Raw genomic sequence first — 22,647 nt, 5'->3', positions numbered from 1 at the left:
CTTGGTACTTGAACCCCGGCGGGAAAGAACATTCCCCAGAACAGTAAAGCCACGGCCTCAACGATATGCTAGAAACAAAAATGCCGCTCACCTTAAGTGAACGGCATTAAAGCACTTGCTTGGTTTTTTTTTGACTATTATCTGCATAGTTCCATATACATAGCGATTGTTCATAAAATTTTCATTTTATCAAACTGGCAAAGGTCATATTCCTCTGCTTGAATTAAAGGCCCTAGGGAAATTGAGGGTCGTCAAATGGTGTGTTTTAAGTATGATCTCAACCAAGAAAACATTGAACTACAAGCCAGTAACTGGTGCGGTTTAGAACAAGCATATGTGAATGGAAAACGCGTATCGAGAAAACTAAACTTTGGCCATCAGAGCGAGCATAATGTGATGCTTAAAGATGGTAAACCTGCGAGGCTACATCTCTGTCTCGACCCAATGACTGAGCAGCTTATCTGTCGTATTTATAAACAGAACAACCTAGTAGCAAGCCTAAAGCAGGGCAAAAAAGAGTTGTATCGAAGCCGCTTAATGATCCAACAAGGCATCCTTGCCGTTGGCTTACTCGCAGTATTAGTGCTTACAATGAGTTAAATATTTATCTCAACATAATTGAATATCGTTCGATGTGACGCAAACTAACTGACTTGCTTGATAATTACCGCTTCCTGCTGTCACGGTTGTAATCGATAACTTTTGACTATCCGTGCCATTCTCAATCAGTACCGCCTTAACGATTGTTCCGTCGCGAACAAAATTAACCGCAGCAATAAAGTCACCCACATACAGATCTCTATACAATTTAACACTGATACTGCCAATAGAACGAGGTTCTAGGCGCCCTTCTTCAACCACCAAAGTAGAACCATTAGCCAGAGTAATCGATTGGATAAACCCTTCAGCAGGGTAAGTTTGTTCGACCGTCTCTAGCGTCGGTTGCTTCTTTTTTGATTTATTGATATTGACCGAGCAAGCCGTTAAGCCAGCAATAACGGCAATTATTAGCAGCATTCGATACATAAAAACTCCATTTTAAACGTGTACCCTTTAGAAAGTATGATGGTTATTAATCATTGATTGTCGCATCTGGATATCAACAATATTTAGCCGTAACATTAATCGGTAAAACGATTGATTTTATTGATCAGAGCTAGAAATGTAGTACGTTCATCAAGGCTTAGGTTATCAAGAAAGGTTTCATTCACTCGCTCAGCTTCACGAATAAGATCTTGCTCTAAAGCTTTACCGTTATTAGTCAAATAGATATTGAAGGCGCGACGATTGTCGACATCTTGCTGACGGGTGATTAACTGCTGTAGCTGCAACTGATCGAGTAATCTGGTCATGGTGTAATTAGCCACATCACAACGTTTGGAAAGCTCAGTTTGTGTCACGCCCTCTTCCTGCCAAAGTGAAAACAACACTGGCCAGAGTTTTATGTCCAGATCATAGCGTTTAAGCTTTTGATCTAATGCATTTTGTAGGTCTACATTTAAATGAGAGACCAAGTAACCTAAGCTTTCAAATCGATTCAATCAGCACCTCCACTGCTATATAGCGCTTCATTCAATCTTATCACTTACGCTAAAAGAAACTAGTCTTCGGGTTAGCTAATTATCAAAATTCAATCAAACAGCTTATAAATCATCAGCTTGAAATAGCACATTTGGCTTAAGGGGCTGTCAGGCTATAAACTCATTAATAAAACGATAAAAACAGGCTCGATTAAGTCGTGCAATAACTCCCCTTTCTACCCTTGTTGTTATTTTATCGTCACTCACAATAAACCCTTCAAACGTTGAAATGTGGTGACGAGTATTGATACTCGATACCAGCTCATATCCACCCTTGCCATCAGCATCATAATCAACAATGATTAATGCTTGGTTGACGACCTCGACTTTTAGCTTTTCCACTGGCGTGATGAGAAAGTACTCATCATCAATTCTATTTAAGATACTGGCAAAAAGCTTACTAAACTTAAGCGGTAGCAGCCCTCCCTGATAGAACCAGTCGCCGTTATCAGTGATCTCGAAAATCGCTGTATCAGCGCACAAAGGGACGCTTGGTGTTAAAGATGCCATCGCATCAGTCACGTTTGATTCCTTTGATGTCATAGTCACCTCCGCTCCTGTTCACTTTATTCAGTCTACTCTATACCCAAGCCACTTGGGTATAGAGATACCAATCGTCTAATATAAAAAAACTAGCCATTGGCTAGTTTTTTCAGGATGAGTACCGTTACAGTAACGTTAGCAATGCTTCTATCGGATGCTTTGGTTTATAACCGCTAAAACGTTTCACCTGACTTCGACAAGAGTAACCTGAAACCAACACTTGAGACTGCGGCAGCTTCGATAACGTTTGCTCCCAAGACATACCGTACAACGCTTTAGAGCGCTCAAAATTTTCAGCTTCATGGCCATATGTTCCTGCCATACCACAGCACCCTAAATTCACCGTATTAAGCTTGGCACCAAAATGCTCGAAAATCCCTTTCCACTCATTTGCGGTATTGGGCTTGGTGGTTGATTCTGTGCAGTGACTAAACCAAGTAAACTCAGGTTTACTGCGCTCTGAACCGTCACTGGCAGGCTCACTTTCCTTCTGCTTAGGTTCAGCTTTGAGGACATCCAATAACCATTCATTTGCAAGTTGGACATGGAAATCCCCTCTGGCGCCACCAAGTACTTCTGCATATTCGTCTCGATAACAAAGTACTAACGCAGGATCAATACCCACCATCGGCATATGAAGCTGAGCCACCTCATTTAAGAAATCAGCAGTCGACTTAGCCGTCCGAGCAAACTTATCTAAGAAGCCCTTAATATGAATAGGCTTACCATTAGGTTTAAACGGCAGTAATACGGGTTTAAGGCCCAATTTTTCAATAAGCTGGATGAAATGCAGCACCGTTCCCGCTTCATAAAAACTATTAAAAGGGTCTTGTACTACTAATACGTATTCACTGCGCTGCGAGACTGGAATTTGTTGCAGAGCAGCTAAATCATAGCCCCTGCTAGCGTGTCCTTCTAAACGTTGCTTTAACGTTGGAACTGATAAGGCTGGCGCATCAACATAACCGAGAGACTTCTTTATTACCCATTTACTTAAGCTATTTTGCGATACCGCATTCACCAGTCTTGGCGCGTTAGCCATTAACGGCAGCGAGTCTTCAATGCCTGCGACTAAGTAATCTTTTGCGGGACGCAGATAACGCTTGTAGTAAATATCAAAAAACTGCGCTCTAAATTTGGGTACATCCACTTTAACGGGGCACTGACTTGAGCAAGCTTTACACGCCAAACAGCCTTTAAGAGACTCCATCACTTCATGTGAATAGTCATACTCTTTATCACTTTTTAACGAATTCTGCGCTCGTTGCAGCCAACCTAACGGCTTAGAACGAGTAAGCTCATTGACATCTATGCCTTCAGCTTCAAGCAGTCGCAGCCATTCACGCATGAGTCCTGCACGGCCTTTAGGTGACTGAACTCGGTCACCTGTGACTTTGAACGATGGACACATTGGCGAATAGGCGCTGTAGTTAAAGCACAAGCCATTACCATTGCAGTTCATCACATCAGGAAACGCGTTTCGGGTTTGGATCGGAATTTGTCTATCAAAGCTGCCGCGCTTAACGCTATCGACATTGTAAATCATCGGCCCACTGTTTTTCGGTGCAACTAGCTTACCTGGATTGAGCTTATTTTGGGGATCAAACAGACCTTTAACCTCTTCGAGCAAGCCATATAAATGCTCACCAAAAACAGCAGGTCCGTATTCACCGCGAACACCTTTACCATGCTCTCCCCACATCAAACCGCCATATTTCAGCGTTAGAGAGGCCACTTGGTCAGAGATTGTTCTTAGCAGCTTTTCATCTTCTACATCGCACATATCGAGTGCAGGGCGCACATGTAACACGCCAGCATCTACATGACCAAACATGCCGTACTGCAATTGATGGCTATCGAGCAAAGCTCTAAATTCAACAATAAAATCAGCAAGCTTTTCTGGTGGTACAGCAGTGTCTTCTGCAAATGCGAGCGGCTTGCGAGTGCCCTTGGCCGCGCCCAATAAACCGACCGCTTTCTTACGCATCGCATAAATAGTATCAATACTGCTTCTATCGGAGGTGACTTGATAACCCAACAATCCAGCTTCGCTATTGGCTATTTGCGCGGTTAACATGGCTTCAAGTTTAGCCAGTCTTGCTTCAACATCAGCTTGTTCACCAGCGAACTCAACCATGTTTAGGCCGTCGATTTCTTTACCTGGAACGTCGGTAATTAAGGAAGACACCGAATGCCAAATAATGTCCTGTTTGGCCAGATTAAGCACTTTTGAATCGACCGTTTCAACCACGGTGGCATTGGTTTTGACTAAATCAGGCGCATGACGCAACGCAGATACAAATGAATCATACTTGATGTTAACCATCATTCGGCATGTTGGTAGCGGGGTAATATTCAACTTGGCTTCGGTGATCACTGCCAATGTGCCTTCTGAACCGGTCAAAATACGTGACAGATCGAAGTTCTCTAAAGTGTCATCCCAAACATTTTTAAGGTCATAACCCGTCAAAAAACGGTTTAACTTAGGAAAACGTTGCTCAATCTGTTCTCGATTACCTTTGCACATTTGTGCAATCGTGGTAATTAGCTGCTGCCCTAATACGTTATCGGTTATCGATGTAACATCGTTTAATTGGCTCTCGCTGACCGGCTGAGTCTGAAGCTCGCTACCATCAAATAAAATGCTCGTTAGCCCGAGTACGTGATCTGAGGTTTTACCATAAACGAGTGAACCGGCGCCCGAGGCGTCGGTATTTATCATTCCGCCTAATGTCGCGCGATTGGACGTCGATAAGTCTGGGCTAAAAAAGAAGCCATGGGGGCGTAATGCATCATTGAGCGCATCTTTAACCACACCCGCCTGCACTTTTACCCAGCCTTCAGCCGCATTAACCTCTAGCACGTGGTTCATATAGCGTGACATATCAACAATAATGCCATGGGTTAATGACTGACCATTGGTGCCGGTGCCACCGCCTCTAGCGCTAAAGACAACCTTGGAGAATTCATCTTGATAAGCAAGCTGCAGTGCTATCTGGACGTCCTCAGCCGTTTTAGGATAAATCACCGCTTGAGGCAAAAATTGATATACCGAATTATCGGTCGCTTGGGCTAGACGCGCACTATAACGAGTATCGATATCACCAGAAAATGTTCCCTCTTCTAGTCTCGTTAAAAAAGAAAGGTATATTGGTTCAAGCGTTTGTTGATGAGATAATTTCGGTAACATAGCAGCTTCTGTTAATTATTATTCTTAGGTTTATCTCAGCATTATATACCCAAGCTACTTGAAAATGCAGGCTTCAGTGGGAATTTATACGCTTTAGGCAATTTCAGTAATATGCTCCCGCATCACTGACATTGCCCTCCTTGGAGATTGCATTGATTTGGAGATGGAGATCCCTTGGCTGCATCAACATTGCAGTATAAAGTGCATTCTAGATGGTAATAATCCCCATAGAATAAGGCTTTAATATGTTATCGGCAGAAGTGTGGGTCTGAGGCGAGAGCTAGATGCAGTAGCCTTTCGTTCTTTTTGACAGAGAGTACTGGAAGGAAGCCCTACCTAATACGACTAGAATGGAACCGGTATAATACCTCTTAAACGAGCATGTCCAAGTTGTTCGGGTATTAAAAAAGCCGCTAAATAGCGGCTTTTTTATTTATTAACGAAATGTTAAATCATACAGATTTAACACCGCATTTTAGCGTTTAAGCTTCGTTATGTGCTTTGGCTAAATATAACCAAGTATCGATAACGGTATCAGGGTTTAGCGATACAGTATCGATGCCTTGTTCAACTAACCAAGCCGCAAAATCATTGTGGTCTGAAGGACCTTGACCACAAATACCCACGTAAGCACCTTTTGCTTTAGCCGCTTTAATGGCCATTGCAAGTAGTACTTTTACTGCCTCATTACGCTCATCAAATAGATGGCTAATAATGCCAGAGTCACGGTCAAGACCCAGCGTTAACTGAGTTAAGTCGTTTGAACCAATTGAGAAGCCATCGAAATGCTCAAGGAACTGATCAGCAAGCAGCGCGTTTGATGGAAGCTCACACATCATAATAACGCGAAGGCCATCTTTACCACGTACAAGACCTTCCTCTTTAAGCAGCTCAATGACTTGCGCAGCTTCGCTCACAGTACGAACGAATGGGATCATGATCTCTACGTTCTTAAGACCCATGTCATTACGTACTCGCTTAATCGCTTCACACTCAAGTGCGAAACAGTCACGGAACGATTCTGAGATATAACGGCTTGCACCACGGAAGCCCAACATTGGGTTCTCTTCCTCTGGCTCATAACGGTCACCACCAACAAGGTTTGCGTATTCGTTTGACTTAAAGTCAGACATACGAACAATCACTTTCTTTGGATGGAACGCAGAAGCGATAGTCGCAATACCTTCAACCAAGCGAGCAACATAGTACTCAACTGGAGATTCATAACCCGCGATCATCTCGTGGATCTCTTCTTGAAGCTCAGCCGTTTGCTGGTTGAACTCAAGCAGTGCTTTAGGGTGAATACCAATCATACGGTTAATGATGAACTCAAGACGCGCTAGACCAACACCTTCATTAGGCAGGCGAGCAAAATCAAATGCTCTGTCTGGGTTACCCACGTTCATCATTACTTTCATTGGCAGATCAGGCATAGAATCAACACGTGATGAAATCACTTCGAAATCTTGCAGACCGTTATAGATAAAACCAGTATCACCTTCAGCACAAGAGACAGTCACTTCTTGACCGTTCTTAATACGTTCAGTGACATCGCCACAACCAACAACCGCTGGGACACCGAGTTCACGTGCGATAATCGCAGCGTGACATGTACGGCCACCACGGTTTGTCACAATAGCGCTTGCACGCTTCATGATAGGTTCCCAATCAGGATCTGTCATGTCAGTAACAAGTACATCACCCGGTTGGATTTGGTCCATGTCTTCAATTGACTTAAGGACTTTAGCAACGCCTTTACCAATTTTGTGACCGATTGAACGGCCTTCACAAACGACATCACCTTTAGTTTTAAGATGGTAGCGCTCAATAAGCTGCACATCTTCACGAGAACGAACAGTTTCAGGGCGAGCTTGAACAATATACAACTTACCGTCGTTACCGTCTTTTGCCCACTCGATGTCCATTGGACGACCGTAGTGCTTCTCGATTGTCATTGCTTGCTTGGCAAGCTCTTGTACTTCTGCGTCATTAATTGAAAATTCACGACGCTTGTCAGCAGCGATATCTTCAATCTTAACTTGCTTACCGTGAGATTCATCGTCTGAATACACCATCTGGATAAGCTTGCTACCGATATTACGGCGAACAACGGCTTTATGACCAGCAACCAAAGATGGCTTGTGCACATAAAACTCATCTGGGTTAACAGCACCCTGAACAACCATTTCACCTAGACCGAATGAAGAAGTAATAAATACCACGTCATTGTTGCCAGACTCAGTGTCCATAGTGAACATTACACCAGAAGCAGCAGTGTCAGAGCGCACCATACGTTGTACACCAGCTGAAAGCGCTACGCCTTTATGGTCGTAACCTTGGTGAACTCGGTAAGAAATTGCGCGGTCGTTAAATAGCGAAGCAAATACGTGTTTAGTCGCAACTAAAACAGCTTCGTAACCTTTAACGTTAAGAAATGTTTCTTGTTGTCCTGCAAAAGATGCATCCGGCATATCTTCTGCAGTAGCTGAAGAGCGAACCGCAAAAGATGCGTCGCTGGTTTCAGCGGCAAGCTTGTCGTAAGACTCACGAACTGCTTGCTCAAATGCTGGGTGAAATGGTGTATCGATAACCCACTGTCTGATCTGTGCACCGGCTGTAGCGAGTGCGTTAACATCATCTACATCTAGAACGTCTAGAATTTCGTATATCTTCTGGTTAAGTCCGCTTTGTTCAAGGAATTCATTGAACGCGAAAGACGTTGTAGCAAATCCACCAGGCACCTGAACACCTGCATTTGAAAGATTGCTAATCATCTCACCAAGAGAAGCGTTCTTTCCGCCTACCTTGTTGACGTCACCCATGCCTAATTCTTGATACCAGAGTACGTATTGCTGCACAGTTCTATCTCCGCAAGTATATTTCAGTTTGGCTCTTCACACGAGAGCAGCGGCATTTTACACTCCACGGCAACAAGCGTAAATGTATAATTTTATTTGTAATTTTATTACTACAAGAGGCCAAAATGTTACGTAAAGTATTTTATATCTCAGATGGGACGGCGATCACAGCAGAAGTGTTTGGCCATGCAGTTTTATCACAGTTTCCCCTTGAATTTGACGCACTTACGATTCCGTTCGTTGAAACAGAAAAAAAAGCTGAGTCTGTTAAGGCACAAATTAATGATTGTTTTATTACAACAGGTGAACGGCCTCTGGTTTTCCATTCCATCGTAAAAGCTGAGATTAGAAACATCATCTATAGCAGTGAAGGTTTGGATTATGACTTTTTGAACACCTTTGTTGCGCCATTAGAGAAACAATTAGGCATGCCTGCAACGCCAGCTTTACACCGTACACATGGTAAAACCAATGACAGTTATGAAGCACGAATAGAAGCTATTAACTACGCAATGGAGAACGATGACGGCCAAACCATGAAACATATGGACAAGGCGGACCTCATTTTACTCGGAGTATCTCGCTGCGGTAAAACCCCTTCAAGCCTGTATCTATCAATGCAGTTTGGTATAAAGGCAGCGAACTATCCTTTTACTGAAGATGACATGGATAATTTAAAGCTCCCTGATGCGCTAAAGCGCAACAAAGATAAGTTATTCGGCCTAACAATTGATCCTGTGCGTTTACATGAGATCCGTCAAAGCCGCATGTCGAACAGTCGTTACTCGTCATTACGCCAATGTAGAATGGAAGTGAAAGAGGTCGAAATGATGTACAAAAGAGAGCGCATCCCTTTTGTAAACACCACCAATCATTCCGTTGAAGAGATTGCTACCAAAATCCTCGAAGCCACCAGTTTAGAGCGCCACATGTTTTAAACTCCCAAAGCAAATTAAGGGCTTTTTAGAACAAAAGCCTTACTACCCAAGCCACATGAGAATGCCCTCTGATTTATGCATTTCCAAGCGGCTTGGGTATAACTTAAATCAAATAGTTTCAAATAAGAGGCAAATTAGCGCTAAATTTCCCATATTTGCCACTGTGCATAGCGCTACTATTCGTTATAATCCGAAGTAATCAGGCAAAAAGCCCATACAAACGCTCGGTATTGTGAATGACCATTAAAACAGACGAACTACGCACCTCCCTATTATGTAAGGTAATTTCACCTGCACAACTCGCTTCTGAATACCCTTTAACGCAAGACGCAGCAGACTATCTAGTCGAGCAGCGCCGCGAAGTTGAAGCTATTATCAATGGCGAAGATCAACGACTGCTTGTCATTATCGGCCCTTGTTCGATACATGATACTGAAGCTGCACTCGAGTACGCTCAGCGTTTAGCCAAATTGCACCAGCAATATAAAGATGATCTGTGCATTCTAATGCGCGTCTACTTTGAAAAGCCTCGTACTACGGTTGGTTGGAAAGGCCTTATTTCAGATCCAGATCTAGACGGTAGCTTTAGCCCTAATAAAGGCCTTCGTAAAGCACGCCACCTTTTACAGCAGATCTCTGAACTTAAGCTACCTATCGCAACCGAGTTTCTTGATATGGTCAATGGTCAGTACATTGCCGACCTGATTACTTGGGGTGCTATTGGTGCGCGTACCACTGAAAGTCAGATTCACCGCGAAATGGCCTCTGCACTTTCTTGCCCTGTTGGTTTCAAAAATGGTACCGATGGCAATATAGATATCGCAGTCGATGCAGTCCGAGCAGCGCAAGCACCGCATATCTTTTATTCACCTGATAAAGACGGTGCAATGGCCGTTTACCGCACGCACGGTAATCCATTTGGTCACATCATTCTACGCGGTGGTAAACAACCTAACTACCATGCAGCTGATATCGAAAAAGTGGCAACACAACTTAATAGCGTGGGTGTAACTCAACGTATCGTTGTTGATTTTAGCCACGGTAACAGCCAAAAGAAGCATAAACAGCAATTTGATGTTGCCGAATCTATTATGCAGCAGATGAGCGAAGGCTCTACTGCGATAGCTGGTATTATGGCTGAAAGCTTTATTGAAGAAGGTAATCAAAAGGTTGTTGCAGGCGAATCACTTATCTATGGTAAAAGTATTACCGATGCTTGTATTCACTGGGAAGACTCTGAAGTATTGCTACGCGATTTAGCCAAAGCATCTCGTGCAAGAATCGACTTATTGAAAAAGTAACCTTATTCTAAAGCTATACACTAGCAAGATTTAACCGCTTAAAAACGTAGTCAGCTATAGATAGTGACTGCGTTTTTTTATCCCCTCCTCTCTCCTCGTTATTTAACTATCGAAATACTATTCAGCAAAAAACCAACATAATGCTTAAACCAAGTTTTTTCTTAACCAACAACGACTATGTCCGGGAAGATAATCTTCAAGCTCACCAAAAACGCGATAGCCTTGCTGTTTATATAAATCAACAGCTTGATAGCTAAAACTGGTTAAATGTGAGTTTTTACAACCATTAATACGAGCTTCCGCTTCAATTTCATCTAATAAACGAATACCGTACCCTTGACCACGCAGTTCCGCCGATACCCATAGCGAATCAATCCATAGCCAGCCAAAATTGTCATAATTCCCTTGGACACCGCCAAGCAATAAACCCTCACTGTCATGCAGCAAAAAAGCCAGTTCATATCGTCCAGTCGCAGGGACTTTAGTTTGGCTAAAACCTTCAATGCCATCCCAAATCGTACTTTGCTCCTGCTGTGATAGCTTATCTTTACGTTTTATCTGATGCATTGACGTTTTTCCTTTTACCCTATCTAGCCATACAAATAGTTGGAATACTGATCTCTTGTATAGATCCCATATCGATGAAAGTGTATCAAGGTATTGAAAATAAATGCGATTGTAAAGCGAGTAAATCTCACATAAACAGTACGCGATGACATGCAGTCATCGATATTACTCAAATGGACTTTAATCCATTTCAACATCGCTATAAATTATCTTTTTTGGATGCCAACAAACGACTATAATCGCGCCCCTATGAATGCATAACCTTAAGTTGCCGTATGCCCTTAACTCAAATACCGACTCAATTTAGTGACGCTATGTCACTTAGAATTGAGCAATCTGAAGCTCGCGTGATCAAAGCGGTCTTTCCATCAATAACTAACCACCACAATACCCTTTTTGGTGGTGAAGCATTATCTTGGATGGATGAGACGGCTTTTATTGCAGCCACTCGTTTTTGCCGTAAAACGCTAGTCACCGTGAGCTCAGATAAAATCGATTTCAATAAATCGATCCCTGCTGGCTCCTTAGCAGAAATTATTGCCCGAGTGGTTCACGTGGGTAACACCTCAATCAAAGTTGAAGTGAACATCTTCGTTGAAGACATGTATCGAGATCATCGTGAGCATGCAATACGCGGTGTATTTACCTTTGTCGCGGTTGATGATGACAGAAAACCCACCAAAGTTTGGACCCAGAAGTAACCCAATTAGATTGAGGGTTATGAGCATGATCCTCATTGTTTTACTTCACGTTTAAACATATCTATTAAACGCTAGCCTAGTCTTTAGACCAAAGTCTAACTCGATATAAAATTTCACTAAATTATAACCTTTCCTAATAAATCCATAGAACCCCTTGTCATTTATCTGTTACATTGAAGAACCTTCACGCGCAACGAAAATAACCCTATAAAGCCATGAAGCCTGAAAACTTAAATATAATTATTGCTGACGACCACCCTTTGTTTAGAAATGCATTGAGACAAGCTTTGTCATCTGCATTTATAAACACCCAATGGTTTGAAGCTGATAGCGCTGATGCGCTACAAAAGCTATTAGACAATAAAGACATTGAATATGATGTTGTATTGCTCGATCTGCAGATGCCCGGCTCTCACGGTTATTCAACGCTGATCCACCTTAGAACTCACTATCAAGAACTCCCGGTGGTTGTTATCTCCGCTCATGAAGATAATACGACGATTAGCCGCGCCATTCATTATGGTAGTTCAGGGTTTATCCCTAAATCGTCATCAATGGAGACCCTTGCAACAGCACTCGAAGCGGTTCTATTCGGGGATGTTTGGTTGCCTGAGGGGGTTGAGCTAAAAGAGGTCAGTGACGATGGCACCGATCAAGTCGCCAGTAAGCTATCCGATCTGACGCCACAGCAGTATAAAGTACTGCAGATGTTTGCCGAAGGTTTGCTTAATAAGCAGATAGCCTATGACTTAGGTGTATCAGAAGCCACGATTAAAGCACACGCTACAGCAATATTTAGAAAGCTTGGCGTTCGAAATAGAACTCAAGCGGTTATCGCATTACAGCAGCTAGAGATGGAAAAAGTCGACCTTTAACCAGGTAAACGTTATCAATAAAAAACCGCAATAAAATGCGGTTTTTTTATGGCTGATATCCTATCTAAAGTTCTCCATCACTTTGTAATACATCATTCCTAATGCGAGCGCCTGATTTCCAACCCATTCATTGACTGGGATCCGCAAGTGCGACATTTCAGCAAACAAACTAAATTCTTGTAGCTCTCCAACAACAGCATTGGCCATTATTTCACCCATGATATGGGACGTTGCAACCCCATGCCCAGAGTAACCTTGGCAATAAAAAACATTGGCCGATGCTTTGCCCAGTTGTGGAATACGGTTTAACACTATGCCAGCCATCCCCGTCCACTGGTATTCTATTTCAACCCCTTTTAACTGAGGAAATGTTCGCTCAATCGCCGGTCTAAGTGCCTTAGCCACATCTTTTGAATCTCGGCCTGAGTAATTGGTTCCACCTCCAAACATCAAGCGGTTATCAGCCGTTAAACGATAATAATCCAATACGAAGCGAGTATCGTAAACCGCGACATCTTTGGGAATAAGGTTTTGAGCCTGCTCAGGCGTTAATTGTGCAGTAGCGCAATTGCCAAGCGATGCAGGGAACAGCATTCCTCGTAGCTTTTTACGCGCTAATTTATGGTAAGCATTCCCCGCGAGCACCACGCTATTAGCAGTAATCTTGCCTTTTGCGGTTGTGACAGTAGCAAGTACACCGTCTTCAATATTCAATACAGCTGATCCTTCAAAGATCAGCGCTCCCATACTTTCAGCGGCTCTCGCTTCACCAATGCAGAGGTTGACTGAATGAAGGTGCATATTGCGCTTGTTGAGTAGACCCGCATGATACAAAGGCGTATTAATGTAATCGGGCAACTGCTCTTTTGATAATAGGGCTAGCTCACTTTCCATACCACGGCGGCAGCCTTCATCGAAGGTTTGCTTCAGCTCGCCAATATGACTGGCTTTATAAGCGGTGTGTAAATGGCCAAATTTAAGATCACATTCAATGGCATATTTTTTGACTCGGGCTTTAATAATCTCATGTCCACGCCAACGCATATTCCACACAAAATCTTCAGCTTCAGCACCCACTTTGTTCTTTAATTGCTTAGTCATCGCGGCATCGCCAGAAAGACTCCCGGTGACCTGCCCGCCATTACGACCTGTCGCCCCCCAACCTATCTTATTAGCTTCAACAATTGCGACTTTATAGCCCTTTTCACACAGTTCTACCGCCGTCGCGACACCGGTAAAACCGCCACCAACAATCACAACATCAACGCGAATATCGCCCTCTAATTGAGGATAATCAGTCTCATCTGTAATGGTAGCGTTATAGTATGAGTTGCAGCGCGGTTCTGGCATGACAATTTCCTTTTGAGTAATAGATTACTTCTTGTTTTATATTTTTTACATTGTGTTCAGTATATCCATCTGTATCGTTTGGTCAAGCAGTCTTAAAACCAATACTCGCCTCGATGAAATAAGTTAATCCGTTTATACCTCTCTTCAGACTGAGGGCTGTTTAACCTATTCGAAACCATAACTTGTCGAGTGATATTTCAACGACTATCTTCAATAGTAAGCGTTTAATACCCTAATCATTAAATGGTGATGAATTCAAAGTGCTGGGCTTTCATCCCAAGGCGCGTCGATGGCAAACGGTATAGCTTAAAAATGATACAAATACATTGTCGATAGGGATTCAGGGATTACTCTCTGCAGGTTCGGCAGATTAAGTAACGATTCAAAAGAAGGACTGTGATATGAAAAAACTCGGTTTAGCTATTGTGATCTTCGCCCTCAGTGCCTGTGCGTCATCGCCTGCCACGTGGAAAGGCATGTCTGAGCGAGACATTGCAGCATGGAAAGATATTGGTTTTAACGCTGAACAAGCTCAAGCATGGAAAGGCGGTGGATTTAGCCCAGAGCAATCTGAAAGTTGGTCAAAACAAGGATTTAACCTAACTAATGCCAGTAACTGGAAGAACCAATCTTTTGATGCTAAAGAAGCCAACAGTTGGAAAACAGGCGGATTCGATGTCGAAAGTGCAGTAGATTCTCGTGATAAAGGCTTAACGCCAGTAAAAGTTGAGTAACAAGTCATTGATAGAAAATGGCACGCTTAATCAGTGTGCCATTTTATCAATACTACCCTTTTCTTATCAAGCTTGAAATCAAGGCTCTTAGCGCAGCAGGTTTGACCATTTTAGCCATGTAGTGATAACCACGAGCATGTACATCATCAATCAAATCTTTACGTGTATTGGCGGTAATCAAAATGCCTGGTAAATGCTCGCCATAAAGACTACGAACACCATCCATTGCATCGACACCATTTTGATTGTTATCCAAGTGATAATCGGCAAGAACGATATCAGGCGCGACCCCTTTAAGGCCTAATTTAATTCTAGCATCAGCAAAATCACTGGCGCAAATCACTTCACATTGCCAACGCGTCAATAAACTCTCAAGCCCGGCTAAGATAGCCTCTTCATTATCAATGCATAATACTTTGATGCCCGCTAATGGTTGCAATAAAGACGGTATTTTCTTGGCTATTGGCGCCGTCACTTTTTCGCCCAGTGGCACTCTGATAGAAAATACAGAGCCTTGGCCCAATATTGAAGTCACACTAATTTCATGCTCTAAAACACGGCTTATTCTATCGGCAATCGCTAAACCTAACCCCAAACCATTGACGCTTTTACTTTCTGGGTTATCGAGTCGTTTAAACTCTTTAAAAATCTCCTGAGTTTCACTCTCATCTATACCGCAGCCGGTATCCAAGACTTGGATCTCAAGTTCAGTCTCGCGGTAACGGCAACCCAATAGCACACGATTACCTTTGGCGTAGCGATAAGCATTGGTGAGGAAATTTTGCAATACCCGTCTGAGCAAACTCGGGTCAGAATTGATCGTTGCAGAACAAGGTATTGAGCTAAATTTAATCATGCAGTCTTTTGCCATCGCCTGGAACTCAACGGTTAAACCATCAAGCAAGTCCGCAATAGCAAAATCCCGACGATTAACATCTACCATGCCTGAATCCAATTTAGAGATATCAAGCAAGTCGGTAAGCAACTCCCCTGCAATTTTAAGTGAACTATTGACGTGACTTAAGGTTGTCTTTGCCTCTAAGTCCAAATTTGGATACTGAGAGAGTGAAGCGGTAAAAAGTCGTGCCGCATTTAGGGGCTGCATCAAGTCATGTCCTACCGCTGCTAAAAACTGACTCTTAGAGGCATTTGCCATCTCCTCTTGCGCTTTTGACTCCAGCAGTTTGCTGTTGAGCATCGATAACTCGTAAGTACGCTCTTGTACTCTCGCTTCGAGTGTCTCGTTCGACTCTTGTAATGCCTTGGCCTGCAAACGGTATTGGGTAATGTCGGTAAACGTCATGACAAAACCGCCACCAGGCATGGGATTCCCTTGAATCTTGATGACCTTACCATCTTTACGTTGGCGCTCAGACACATGCTGAGTACCATCTCGCATGTGCTGCACCCGCTTCTCTACTTGGTCCTCAATGTCACCAATACCACAGTAGCCACGCTTAGCATTAAAACGGACAACCTCTTTAATGGGCATGCCTGCCTGCAAAAAGTTATCTGGATAATCATAAAGTTCAGCGTATTTAAAATTCCAGGCCACTAGATTCAGATCTTTATCCACCACACTCATACCTTCGTATGCATGCTCGATTGCGCCGCGCAGCATATCTTGGCTCAAAATGATTTTTGAAGATGCCTCATCAACAAGGCTAAACACTTCATCTAAGGCAAGATCTCGACCTTGTAATACTGAATCCATAACCAATGAAGCACTTGAAGCACCTAGCACTCCCGCGAGCATATGTTCAGTGTGTTCAATCAATTCAGGCGGGGCGATTTTATGCCAACTGTCGCTCTTTACCGCATCTTCTGAAAAACCAGAAAAGCTCTCATACGCACGGGTTGGGCTAACAAAGCGACTCGCGAGAATAAGTAGGTCTTGCTGAGAAAGCGCCGCACTCTTGCGGTTAGTCGCCTTCTTTAACCGCCCAGGAGTGACAAAGGCACTGGCTTGCATACGCTCAGCAACACCGGCACGAAACCAAACAGAGCCAAGCACATAACAAGCACAGTTAGCGAGCAAAGCGATGAGAATATCGCGAACATTGGGTTTAATCGAATCGAGCAAGGCAAAGTCCGTTGTGACGAGCCCAGGGGAATCAGCAGCACCTTGCAGCAAGATATAGCACCAACACCCAAATCCGACAGCAAGGCCTAAAAACACCCCACTTCGATTACCATGCTTCCAATACATACCGCCGATTAACGCGGGAGCTAATTGCGCGAAAGCGCCAAAAGACAACATGCCTAAAGAGGATAGCGAGTCATTATCCATAAACGAAAGATAACTAAAATAACCCAAGCCTAAAATAAGTATGATGGCAAGGCGACGTACATTAAGCAGCAGTTGCGAAAACTGGCTAAAGTTTCTCGCTTTTATCTGCCCTGTACGCAGCATTAATGGCACCAACCACTCATTACTCACCATGACGCTAATCGTCACGACCGCCACTATCACCATTCCGGTGGCTGCGGACAACGTCCCTAACAACGCTACAACAGCAAGCCACGGCTTATCGAGCGCCAGTGGTAAATTAATCACATAAGTGTCAGCAGCAACGGCGTCACCTAATAATAGCTTTCCAGCTAACGCTAATGGCGCGACAAACAGGCCAAACAACAGCAGATAAAGCGGGAACATCCACCGCGCTTTAACCATCGTTTGTTCATCATTACACTCGACCATCATCACATGGAACTGTCTTGGCATGCATAAAAAAGCCGCCATACCCACTAATAACTCGGGCATTAATGATTCAATACGTAAATTAGGTTTGTTGATCAAGCCCTGCGCACTCGCTTGTTGCCAGATATCGCCGAAACCGTCAAACACACTAAAACTGATGACCGCGCCAATCAATAAGAAAGCACCTAACTTGACCAATGACTCAAAGGCAATCGCCAGTATCATTCCAGGGTTATGTTCGGTTGCATCGAGCTTACGTGTCCCAAATAAAATGGCGAAAACAGCTAATAGCCCAGTAATGACCAGCGACACTGTAGAGCCATCAAACAAGGACCCTTCTGGTTGAAAAAGATTCAAGCTAAAGACCATTGCCTTAAGTTGCAGCGCAATATACGGCATGATGCCAAACAAGGCGATTAAGGTCACGATGGCCGCAAGCAGCTGAGATTTACCATATCTTGCGGCAATAAAGTCGGCCACAGAGGTAATATTCTGCGCTTTAGACACAATAACCATTTTTCTCAGCAGACCAAAACCGACAGTAAAAATGAGAATTGGGCCGATAAAAATAGGCAGAAAAGACCATAGGTCATCGGCTGACTGCCCGACCGTGCCTAAAAAGCTCCAAGAAGAGCAATACACAGCAAGGCTTAAACCATAGATCCAGGCTTGAATACGCTTAGTGATGCGACTGAACCATCGCTCTGCTCCCCATGCGATGAGGAACAATAGACAGACATAAACAATGGCGATGGTGCCAACAAGAACAGTCAAATTCATAGGATTCTCTTTTTTTCCCTATTTTGCGGTAAAAAACGAATGAAATCTAGCCATAAATAATTTACAACCGTTTAAAAAATAAGGATATTTTTTTACTAGACCAAGGTCTAATAGAGATATAGCCCTTACACAATTCATACTCAACTCACGCATTATTAGATAAGGGAAGCCCAATGAGCATGCCGTCTCTCTACAAAGTTCCAAGTGAAATCGCTAAAAACGCACTTGTAAATGACGAACAATATAAAAAAATGTACCAAGAGTCGATTGTAAATCCTGAAGGTTTCTGGAGAGAACATGGCAACCGTATCGATTGGATTAAGCCTTTCACTAAGGTAAAGAAGACTTCGTTCGATGACCATAACTTATCCATAAAATGGTTCTATGATGGCACATTAAACGCATCAGCTAACTGCCTAGACAGACATTTAGACACCAACGCCGACAAGGTCGCCATTATTTGGGAAGGCGATGATGCTAAAGATCAACGCACTATCACTTATGGTCAATTACATGCCGACGTATGTAAATTTGCCAATGCCCTTCGCAGTCAAGGGGTTCGACGCGGCGATATCGTGACCATTTATATGCCGATGGTGCCGGAAGCAGTCGTAGCCATGCTCGCATGTGCCCGTATTGGTGCCGTTCACTCTGTTGTATTTGGTGGTTTCTCACCAGACTCCATCGCATCTCGCGTGATTGATGGAAAATCAAAAGTCATCATTACCGCCGACGAAGGTTTACGTGCTGGCCGCATTATCCCCCTTAAAGCCAATGTCGATGAGGCTCTTGCTCATCCTGATGTCGATTGCGTTGAAAAAGTCATTGTAATGAAGCGCACAGGCGGCGACATCAATTGGGTTGAAGGTCGTGATATTTGGTGGGAATCTTTGCTAGAAACCGCATCAGAGCATTGTGTTCCAGAAGAGATGGGCGCTGAAGACCCACTCTTTTTACTTTACACATCTGGCTCAACCGGTAATCCAAAAGGTGTGTTACATACCACCGGTGGTTACATGGTTTACGCCGCGATGACTCATGAGTATGTATTCGATTACAAAGACGGAGAAGTGTATTGGTGTACCGCAGATGTAGGTTGGATCACTGGTCACTCTTACATGGTTTATGGCCCGTTAGCCAATGGTGCAACCGTATTAATCCACGAAGGTGTACCCAATTATCCGACCCCTGCTCGACTAGGCGAAATAGTTGACAGACATAAGGTCAATATCCTTTATACCGCACCGACGCTTATTCGCGCCCTAATGGCCGAAGGCAAAGAACAGTTTGATAACTTTGATGGCAGTTCACTGCGCATTATGGGCTCGGTGGGCGAACCGATTAATCCAGAAGCATGGCGCTGGTACAACGACGTCATTGGTCATGAAAAGTGCCCTATTGTTGACACCTGGTGGCAAACTGAAACTGGCGGCATTTTGATCAGCCCGTTACCAGGAGCTACAGATACTAAACCTGGCTCTGCTACGCGTCCGTTCTTTGGCGTCCAGCCTGCACTTGTTGACAACATGGGCAATATCGTTGAAGGCGCAAATGAAGGTAATCTGGTTATTCTAGATTCATGGCCTGGACAAATGCGCACCGTATTTGGCGATCATGAACGCTTTGTACTGACTTACTTTAAAACGTTTAGAGGCATGTACTTTACGGGTGACGGTGCTAAACGTGATGAAGATGGTTATTACTGGATCACCGGCCGTGTTGATGACGTTATCAATGTATCAGGTCATCGACTCGGTACTGCTGAAGTTGAAAGTGCCCTTGTTGCCCATAAGGATGTCGCTGAGGCCGCTGTTGTGGGTTATCCTCACGATATCAAAGGTCAAGGTATCTATGCATATGTCACGCTCACTCGCGGCACTGTAGAAACCGAAGAGCTGCGTCAGGAACTTCGCCAATGGGTTAGAAAAGAGATTGGTGCGTTAGCAACACCAGATTTAATTCAATGGGCCGGTGGATTACCTAAGACACGTTCAGGCAAGATCATGCGTCGATTCCTGCGTAAGATTGCCGCAAATGAAGTGACCAACTTAGGCGACTCTTCAACACTTGCCGATCCAGCAGTGATTGAAACTCTAATTGAGTCTCGACTCAACCGTAGTGAGTAATCATTAAGCAGTCACTCTCCACTTGACCTTCCCTAGCCCCTCTTAAGAGGGGTTTTTTTTATGCCTAAAAGATAGAAGCCAATATTTTCCTTATCGTCGCCCCTTATTTGTGTGATGATTTCGTTATCTGCTCCCCCAATGGCATGCCAAACGGAAACTCACTCGTGCAACTTAGAGATTATCAGCAACAATCGGTTGATGCTGCCATCGCCCACTTTAAATCAAGCCCCGACTCTGCCGTGCTTGTCTTGCCTACTGGCGCAGGCAAAAGCATTGTTATCGCGGAGTTAGCCAGAATTGCTAAAGGGCGTGTATTGGTATTAACGCACGTTAAAGAGCTTGTAGCGCAAAATGCCGAAAAAGTCGGCTTACTCACCGATAAAGCTTCAATATATTCAGCGGGGTTAAATCAAAAGTCGACAGCAGGCAAGACCGTCGTTGCTAGCATTCAATCCGCAGTTAAGCGCCCCGCGCAATTTGACGAACCTTACAGTCTCGTCATCATCGATGAATGCCATCGTGTTAGCCCTGATAAAGACAGTCAGTATCAACAGCTATTAAGCCATTTAAAGTCGAAGAATCAGCGTTTAAGGCTGTTAGGATTAACCGCTACGCCTTATCGCTTAGATTTAGGATGGATCTACCGCCAGCACTATCATGGCAAAATAGGTAATACCGAAAAACCTGTATTTGAAAAATGCATTTTTGAACTGCCAATGCGTCCATTAATTAAACAAGGTTTCCTAAGTCAGCCAAAAATGTTTGATGGCTTAAGCGCCCAATATGACTTTAGTGAGCTTACCGCTACGCCAACCGGTGAATACAATGGATCTGAGGTCAATTCGATACTCAACCATTGTGGCCGAGCGACTACGGCAATTGTTAAGCAGCTCATTGAGCTGGCTAAACATCGCCAAGGCGTGATTATCTTTGCCGCAACGGTCAAACACGCTGAAGAGATCATGGCTAAGCTGGCAGACTGTAAACCTGCATTGATTACCGCCAAAACCTCGAGTGAAGATAGAGACGCTCTCATTCACGCGTTTAAAGCCAAAGAGATAAAGTTCCTTGTCAACGTTGCCGTTCTGACGACGGGCTTCGACGCTCCCCATGTTGATCTTATTGCGATAATGCGCCCCACTGCCTCTGTCAGTCTTTTCCAACAAATGGTTGGCCGTGGCTTAAGGATCGACAAAGACAAAACTGAATGCCTGATTATTGATTACGCTGCAAACGGCTATGACTTTTTCTATCCTGAAGTTGGCCAACCTAAACCCAACAGTAAGTGCAAGCCTGTGCAAGTGCATTGCCCTGTGTGTGATTTTGCCAATATCTTTTGGGGCTTGACCGATGAAGACGGCGATATCATTGAGCATTTTGGCAGACGTTGCCAAGCTTTGATTGAAACACCGGAGGGTAAACAACAGTGCGATTTTAGGTTTCGTTCCAAGTCCTGCCCCAATTGCGGCGAAGAGAACGACATTGCCGCCAAGGTATGTGGTCATTGCCAAGCCGTATTAGTTGATCCCGATAAAAGACTCAAAGAGGTGTTACAACAGAAGCATCATCACTTATTCAAGTGCCAAACAATGTTGCTTGAGCCTGAAAAGGATCGTTTAGTAGTGCGTTATATCGACATCGAAGGCAATGATTTCTGTCGTTACTTTAAGATGCAAACACCCGCCCAAATAAGGGCCGTATTTGCACTGTTTATTTTTCCACATAGCAAAACACCGGGAATGAAGCATAAAAAATATAGCTCAGCTCAAGAGTTAGCCGCTGACGCGCTTTGCTTTAGAAAACCGGATTTATTGTTGCTTAAAAAAGGGAAAAAAGGCTGGGATTTACTGGAGTCTATCTTTGATTACCAAGGCCGTTATCAAACACAACCCTCAGATAATGAATAATACGATTAACTCGACTATAAATATCGATTAGAACTAATCTCTCGCCTATGTTATAAAGTGCTCAAGCTATTTTAGAGGAACTATTATGTTTGTTGTGATTTTCGGTCGTCCAGGTTGTCCTTATTGTGTTCGTGCAGTACAAGTTGCTGAGCAACTTACTGAAAAGCGTGATGATTTCAAGTTTAAATATGTTGATATTCACGCAGAAGGGATCAGCAAAGCCGATCTTGAAAAAACAGTCGGTAAGCCAGTTGAAACCGTTCCACAGATCTTTGTCGATAAAGACCATGTTGGCGGATGTACTGAGTTTGAACAATACGTCAGAGCAAACGAGCTAATGCCTGCGGCATAAGTTAAACGCTTAAAATAAAAAAGGAGGCTATTGCCTAATGCCGATCAGTTAGTCAATATTTGATCGGTTGACCGATCTTCTCAGCATGCGAAAATCCGAATGTATTCCTTACATTCGGATTTTTTATGGACGTATCTCAAGCAC

17 protein-coding genes are annotated in these 22,647 nt (G+C 43.6%); 9 read left to right on the top strand and 8 right to left on the bottom strand.

The features are described 5' to 3' along the window. Positions 1-255: 255 nt before the first annotated feature. The gene (locus tag L2729_RS20610) at positions 256-600 is read left to right on the top strand and encodes a hypothetical protein (RefSeq protein ID WP_248989948.1); all 345 of its coding nucleotides are present in this window, start codon (positions 256-258) and stop codon (positions 598-600) included. 9 nt (positions 601-609) lie between these two features. On the opposite strand, the gene L2729_RS20605 is transcribed toward L2729_RS20610, so the two are convergent. The 5 genes from L2729_RS20605 to ppsA form a co-directional block, all read right to left on the bottom strand. Beyond that, complete coding sequence (locus L2729_RS20605) at positions 610-1,026, bottom strand: PliI family lysozyme inhibitor of I-type lysozyme (RefSeq protein ID WP_248989947.1); 417 nt, start codon at positions 1,024-1,026, stop codon at positions 610-612. A gap of 95 nt (positions 1,027-1,121) precedes the next feature. Then, positions 1,122-1,541, bottom strand: a complete 420-nt coding sequence (locus L2729_RS20600; RefSeq protein ID WP_248989946.1) for a MarR family winged helix-turn-helix transcriptional regulator — start codon at positions 1,539-1,541, stop codon at positions 1,122-1,124. 147 nt (positions 1,542-1,688) lie between these two features. Beyond that, positions 1,689-2,123: a DUF1285 domain-containing protein gene (locus tag L2729_RS20595; protein WP_248989945.1), complete on the bottom strand. Its 435-nt coding sequence runs from the start codon at positions 2,121-2,123 to the stop codon at positions 1,689-1,691. A 124-nt stretch (positions 2,124-2,247) separates the two neighbouring features. Beyond that, positions 2,248-5,313, bottom strand: coding sequence for a D-2-hydroxyglutarate dehydrogenase YdiJ (gene ydiJ, locus L2729_RS20590; protein ID WP_248989944.1), 3,066 nt, complete (start codon positions 5,311-5,313; stop codon positions 2,248-2,250). Positions 5,314-5,795: 482 nt separating this feature from the next. After that, the gene (ppsA, locus tag L2729_RS20585) at positions 5,796-8,171 is read right to left on the bottom strand and encodes a phosphoenolpyruvate synthase (protein WP_248989943.1); all 2,376 of its coding nucleotides are present in this window, start codon (positions 8,169-8,171) and stop codon (positions 5,796-5,798) included. 125 nt (positions 8,172-8,296) lie between these two features. Between ppsA and ppsR the strand changes: the two genes are divergently transcribed. Then, the gene (gene ppsR / locus L2729_RS20580; protein ID WP_101089712.1) at positions 8,297-9,109 is read left to right on the top strand and encodes a posphoenolpyruvate synthetase regulatory kinase/phosphorylase PpsR; all 813 of its coding nucleotides are present in this window, start codon (positions 8,297-8,299) and stop codon (positions 9,107-9,109) included. Positions 9,110-9,345: 236 nt separating this feature from the next. After that, positions 9,346-10,410, top strand: a complete 1,065-nt coding sequence (locus L2729_RS20575; protein ID WP_248989942.1) for a 3-deoxy-7-phosphoheptulonate synthase — start codon at positions 9,346-9,348, stop codon at positions 10,408-10,410. Positions 10,411-10,554: 144 nt separating this feature from the next. Here the strand turns inward: L2729_RS20575 and L2729_RS20570 are convergent, their stop codons facing one another. Continuing rightward, positions 10,555-10,977, bottom strand: a complete 423-nt coding sequence (locus L2729_RS20570) for a GNAT family N-acetyltransferase (RefSeq protein WP_248989941.1) — start codon at positions 10,975-10,977, stop codon at positions 10,555-10,557. A gap of 275 nt (positions 10,978-11,252) precedes the next feature. On the opposite strand from L2729_RS20570, the gene L2729_RS20565 reads away from it, so the two are divergent. Beyond that, positions 11,253-11,678 (top strand): acyl-CoA thioesterase, encoded by a 426-nt coding sequence (locus tag L2729_RS20565; protein WP_248989940.1) that lies wholly within the window; start codon positions 11,253-11,255, stop codon positions 11,676-11,678. Between the two features lie 215 nt (positions 11,679-11,893). Further along, entirely contained in the window at positions 11,894-12,553 is a 660-nt protein-coding gene (locus tag L2729_RS20560) for a response regulator transcription factor (RefSeq protein WP_248989939.1), read from the top strand. Positions 12,554-12,613: 60 nt separating this feature from the next. On the opposite strand, the gene L2729_RS20555 is transcribed toward L2729_RS20560, so the two are convergent. Further along, the gene (locus tag L2729_RS20555; protein ID WP_248989938.1) at positions 12,614-13,903 is read right to left on the bottom strand and encodes an NAD(P)/FAD-dependent oxidoreductase; all 1,290 of its coding nucleotides are present in this window, start codon (positions 13,901-13,903) and stop codon (positions 12,614-12,616) included. 401 nt (positions 13,904-14,304) lie between these two features. Between L2729_RS20555 and L2729_RS20550 the strand changes: the two genes are divergently transcribed. Further along, on the top strand, positions 14,305-14,637 hold the full coding sequence (locus L2729_RS20550; protein WP_101089706.1) for a hypothetical protein: 333 nt from the start codon (positions 14,305-14,307) through the stop codon (positions 14,635-14,637). Between the two features lie 52 nt (positions 14,638-14,689). On the opposite strand, the gene L2729_RS20545 is transcribed toward L2729_RS20550, so the two are convergent. Next, on the bottom strand, positions 14,690-18,118 hold the full coding sequence (locus L2729_RS20545; protein ID WP_248989937.1) for a PAS domain-containing hybrid sensor histidine kinase/response regulator: 3,429 nt from the start codon (positions 18,116-18,118) through the stop codon (positions 14,690-14,692). 173 nt (positions 18,119-18,291) lie between these two features. On the opposite strand from L2729_RS20545, the gene acs reads away from it, so the two are divergent. The 3 genes from acs (at position 18,292) to L2729_RS20530 (ending at position 22,503) form a co-directional block, all read left to right on the top strand. Continuing rightward, positions 18,292-20,244: an acetate--CoA ligase gene (gene acs / locus L2729_RS20540; protein WP_248989936.1), complete on the top strand. Its 1,953-nt coding sequence runs from the start codon at positions 18,292-18,294 to the stop codon at positions 20,242-20,244. A 164-nt stretch (positions 20,245-20,408) separates the two neighbouring features. Then, on the top strand, positions 20,409-22,151 hold the full coding sequence (gene radD, locus L2729_RS20535; protein WP_248989935.1) for a DNA repair helicase RadD: 1,743 nt from the start codon (positions 20,409-20,411) through the stop codon (positions 22,149-22,151). A gap of 85 nt (positions 22,152-22,236) precedes the next feature. After that, positions 22,237-22,503, top strand: coding sequence for a GrxA family glutaredoxin (locus L2729_RS20530; RefSeq protein ID WP_101089702.1), 267 nt, complete (start codon positions 22,237-22,239; stop codon positions 22,501-22,503). Positions 22,504-22,647: the final 144 nt, after the last annotated feature.

Origin of the sequence: Shewanella gelidimarina (assembly GCF_023283945.1) — a bacterium.
Lineage (GTDB): Bacteria > Pseudomonadota > Gammaproteobacteria > Enterobacterales > Shewanellaceae > Shewanella > Shewanella gelidimarina.
The sequence above is the reverse complement of the archived record's forward strand: the minus strand, read 5'-3'. Positions and strand labels throughout refer to the sequence as shown.

Coding starts and splice junctions, on each gene's coding strand:
- L2729_RS20595 (WP_248989945.1), bottom strand. CDS start 2,123: ATGACATCAAAGGAATCAAACGTGACTGATGCGATGGCATCTTTAACA.
- L2729_RS20555 (WP_248989938.1), bottom strand. CDS start 13,903: ATGCCAGAACCGCGCTGCAACTCATACTATAACGCTACCATTACAGAT.
- L2729_RS20565 (WP_248989940.1), top strand. CDS start 11,253: ATGCCCTTAACTCAAATACCGACTCAATTTAGTGACGCTATGTCACTT.
- L2729_RS20545 (WP_248989937.1), bottom strand. CDS start 18,118: ATGAATTTGACTGTTCTTGTTGGCACCATCGCCATTGTTTATGTCTGT.
- L2729_RS20530 (WP_101089702.1), top strand. CDS start 22,237: ATGTTTGTTGTGATTTTCGGTCGTCCAGGTTGTCCTTATTGTGTTCGT.
- L2729_RS20575 (WP_248989942.1), top strand. CDS start 9,346: ATGACCATTAAAACAGACGAACTACGCACCTCCCTATTATGTAAGGTA.
- L2729_RS20570 (WP_248989941.1), bottom strand. CDS start 10,977: ATGCATCAGATAAAACGTAAAGATAAGCTATCACAGCAGGAGCAAAGT.
- ydiJ (WP_248989944.1), bottom strand. CDS start 5,313: ATGTTACCGAAATTATCTCATCAACAAACGCTTGAACCAATATACCTT.
- L2729_RS20610 (WP_248989948.1), top strand. CDS start 256: ATGGTGTGTTTTAAGTATGATCTCAACCAAGAAAACATTGAACTACAA.
- acs (WP_248989936.1), top strand. CDS start 18,292: ATGAGCATGCCGTCTCTCTACAAAGTTCCAAGTGAAATCGCTAAAAAC.
- L2729_RS20560 (WP_248989939.1), top strand. CDS start 11,894: ATGAAGCCTGAAAACTTAAATATAATTATTGCTGACGACCACCCTTTG.
- ppsR (WP_101089712.1), top strand. CDS start 8,297: ATGTTACGTAAAGTATTTTATATCTCAGATGGGACGGCGATCACAGCA.
- L2729_RS20550 (WP_101089706.1), top strand. CDS start 14,305: ATGAAAAAACTCGGTTTAGCTATTGTGATCTTCGCCCTCAGTGCCTGT.
- L2729_RS20605 (WP_248989947.1), bottom strand. CDS start 1,026: ATGTATCGAATGCTGCTAATAATTGCCGTTATTGCTGGCTTAACGGCT.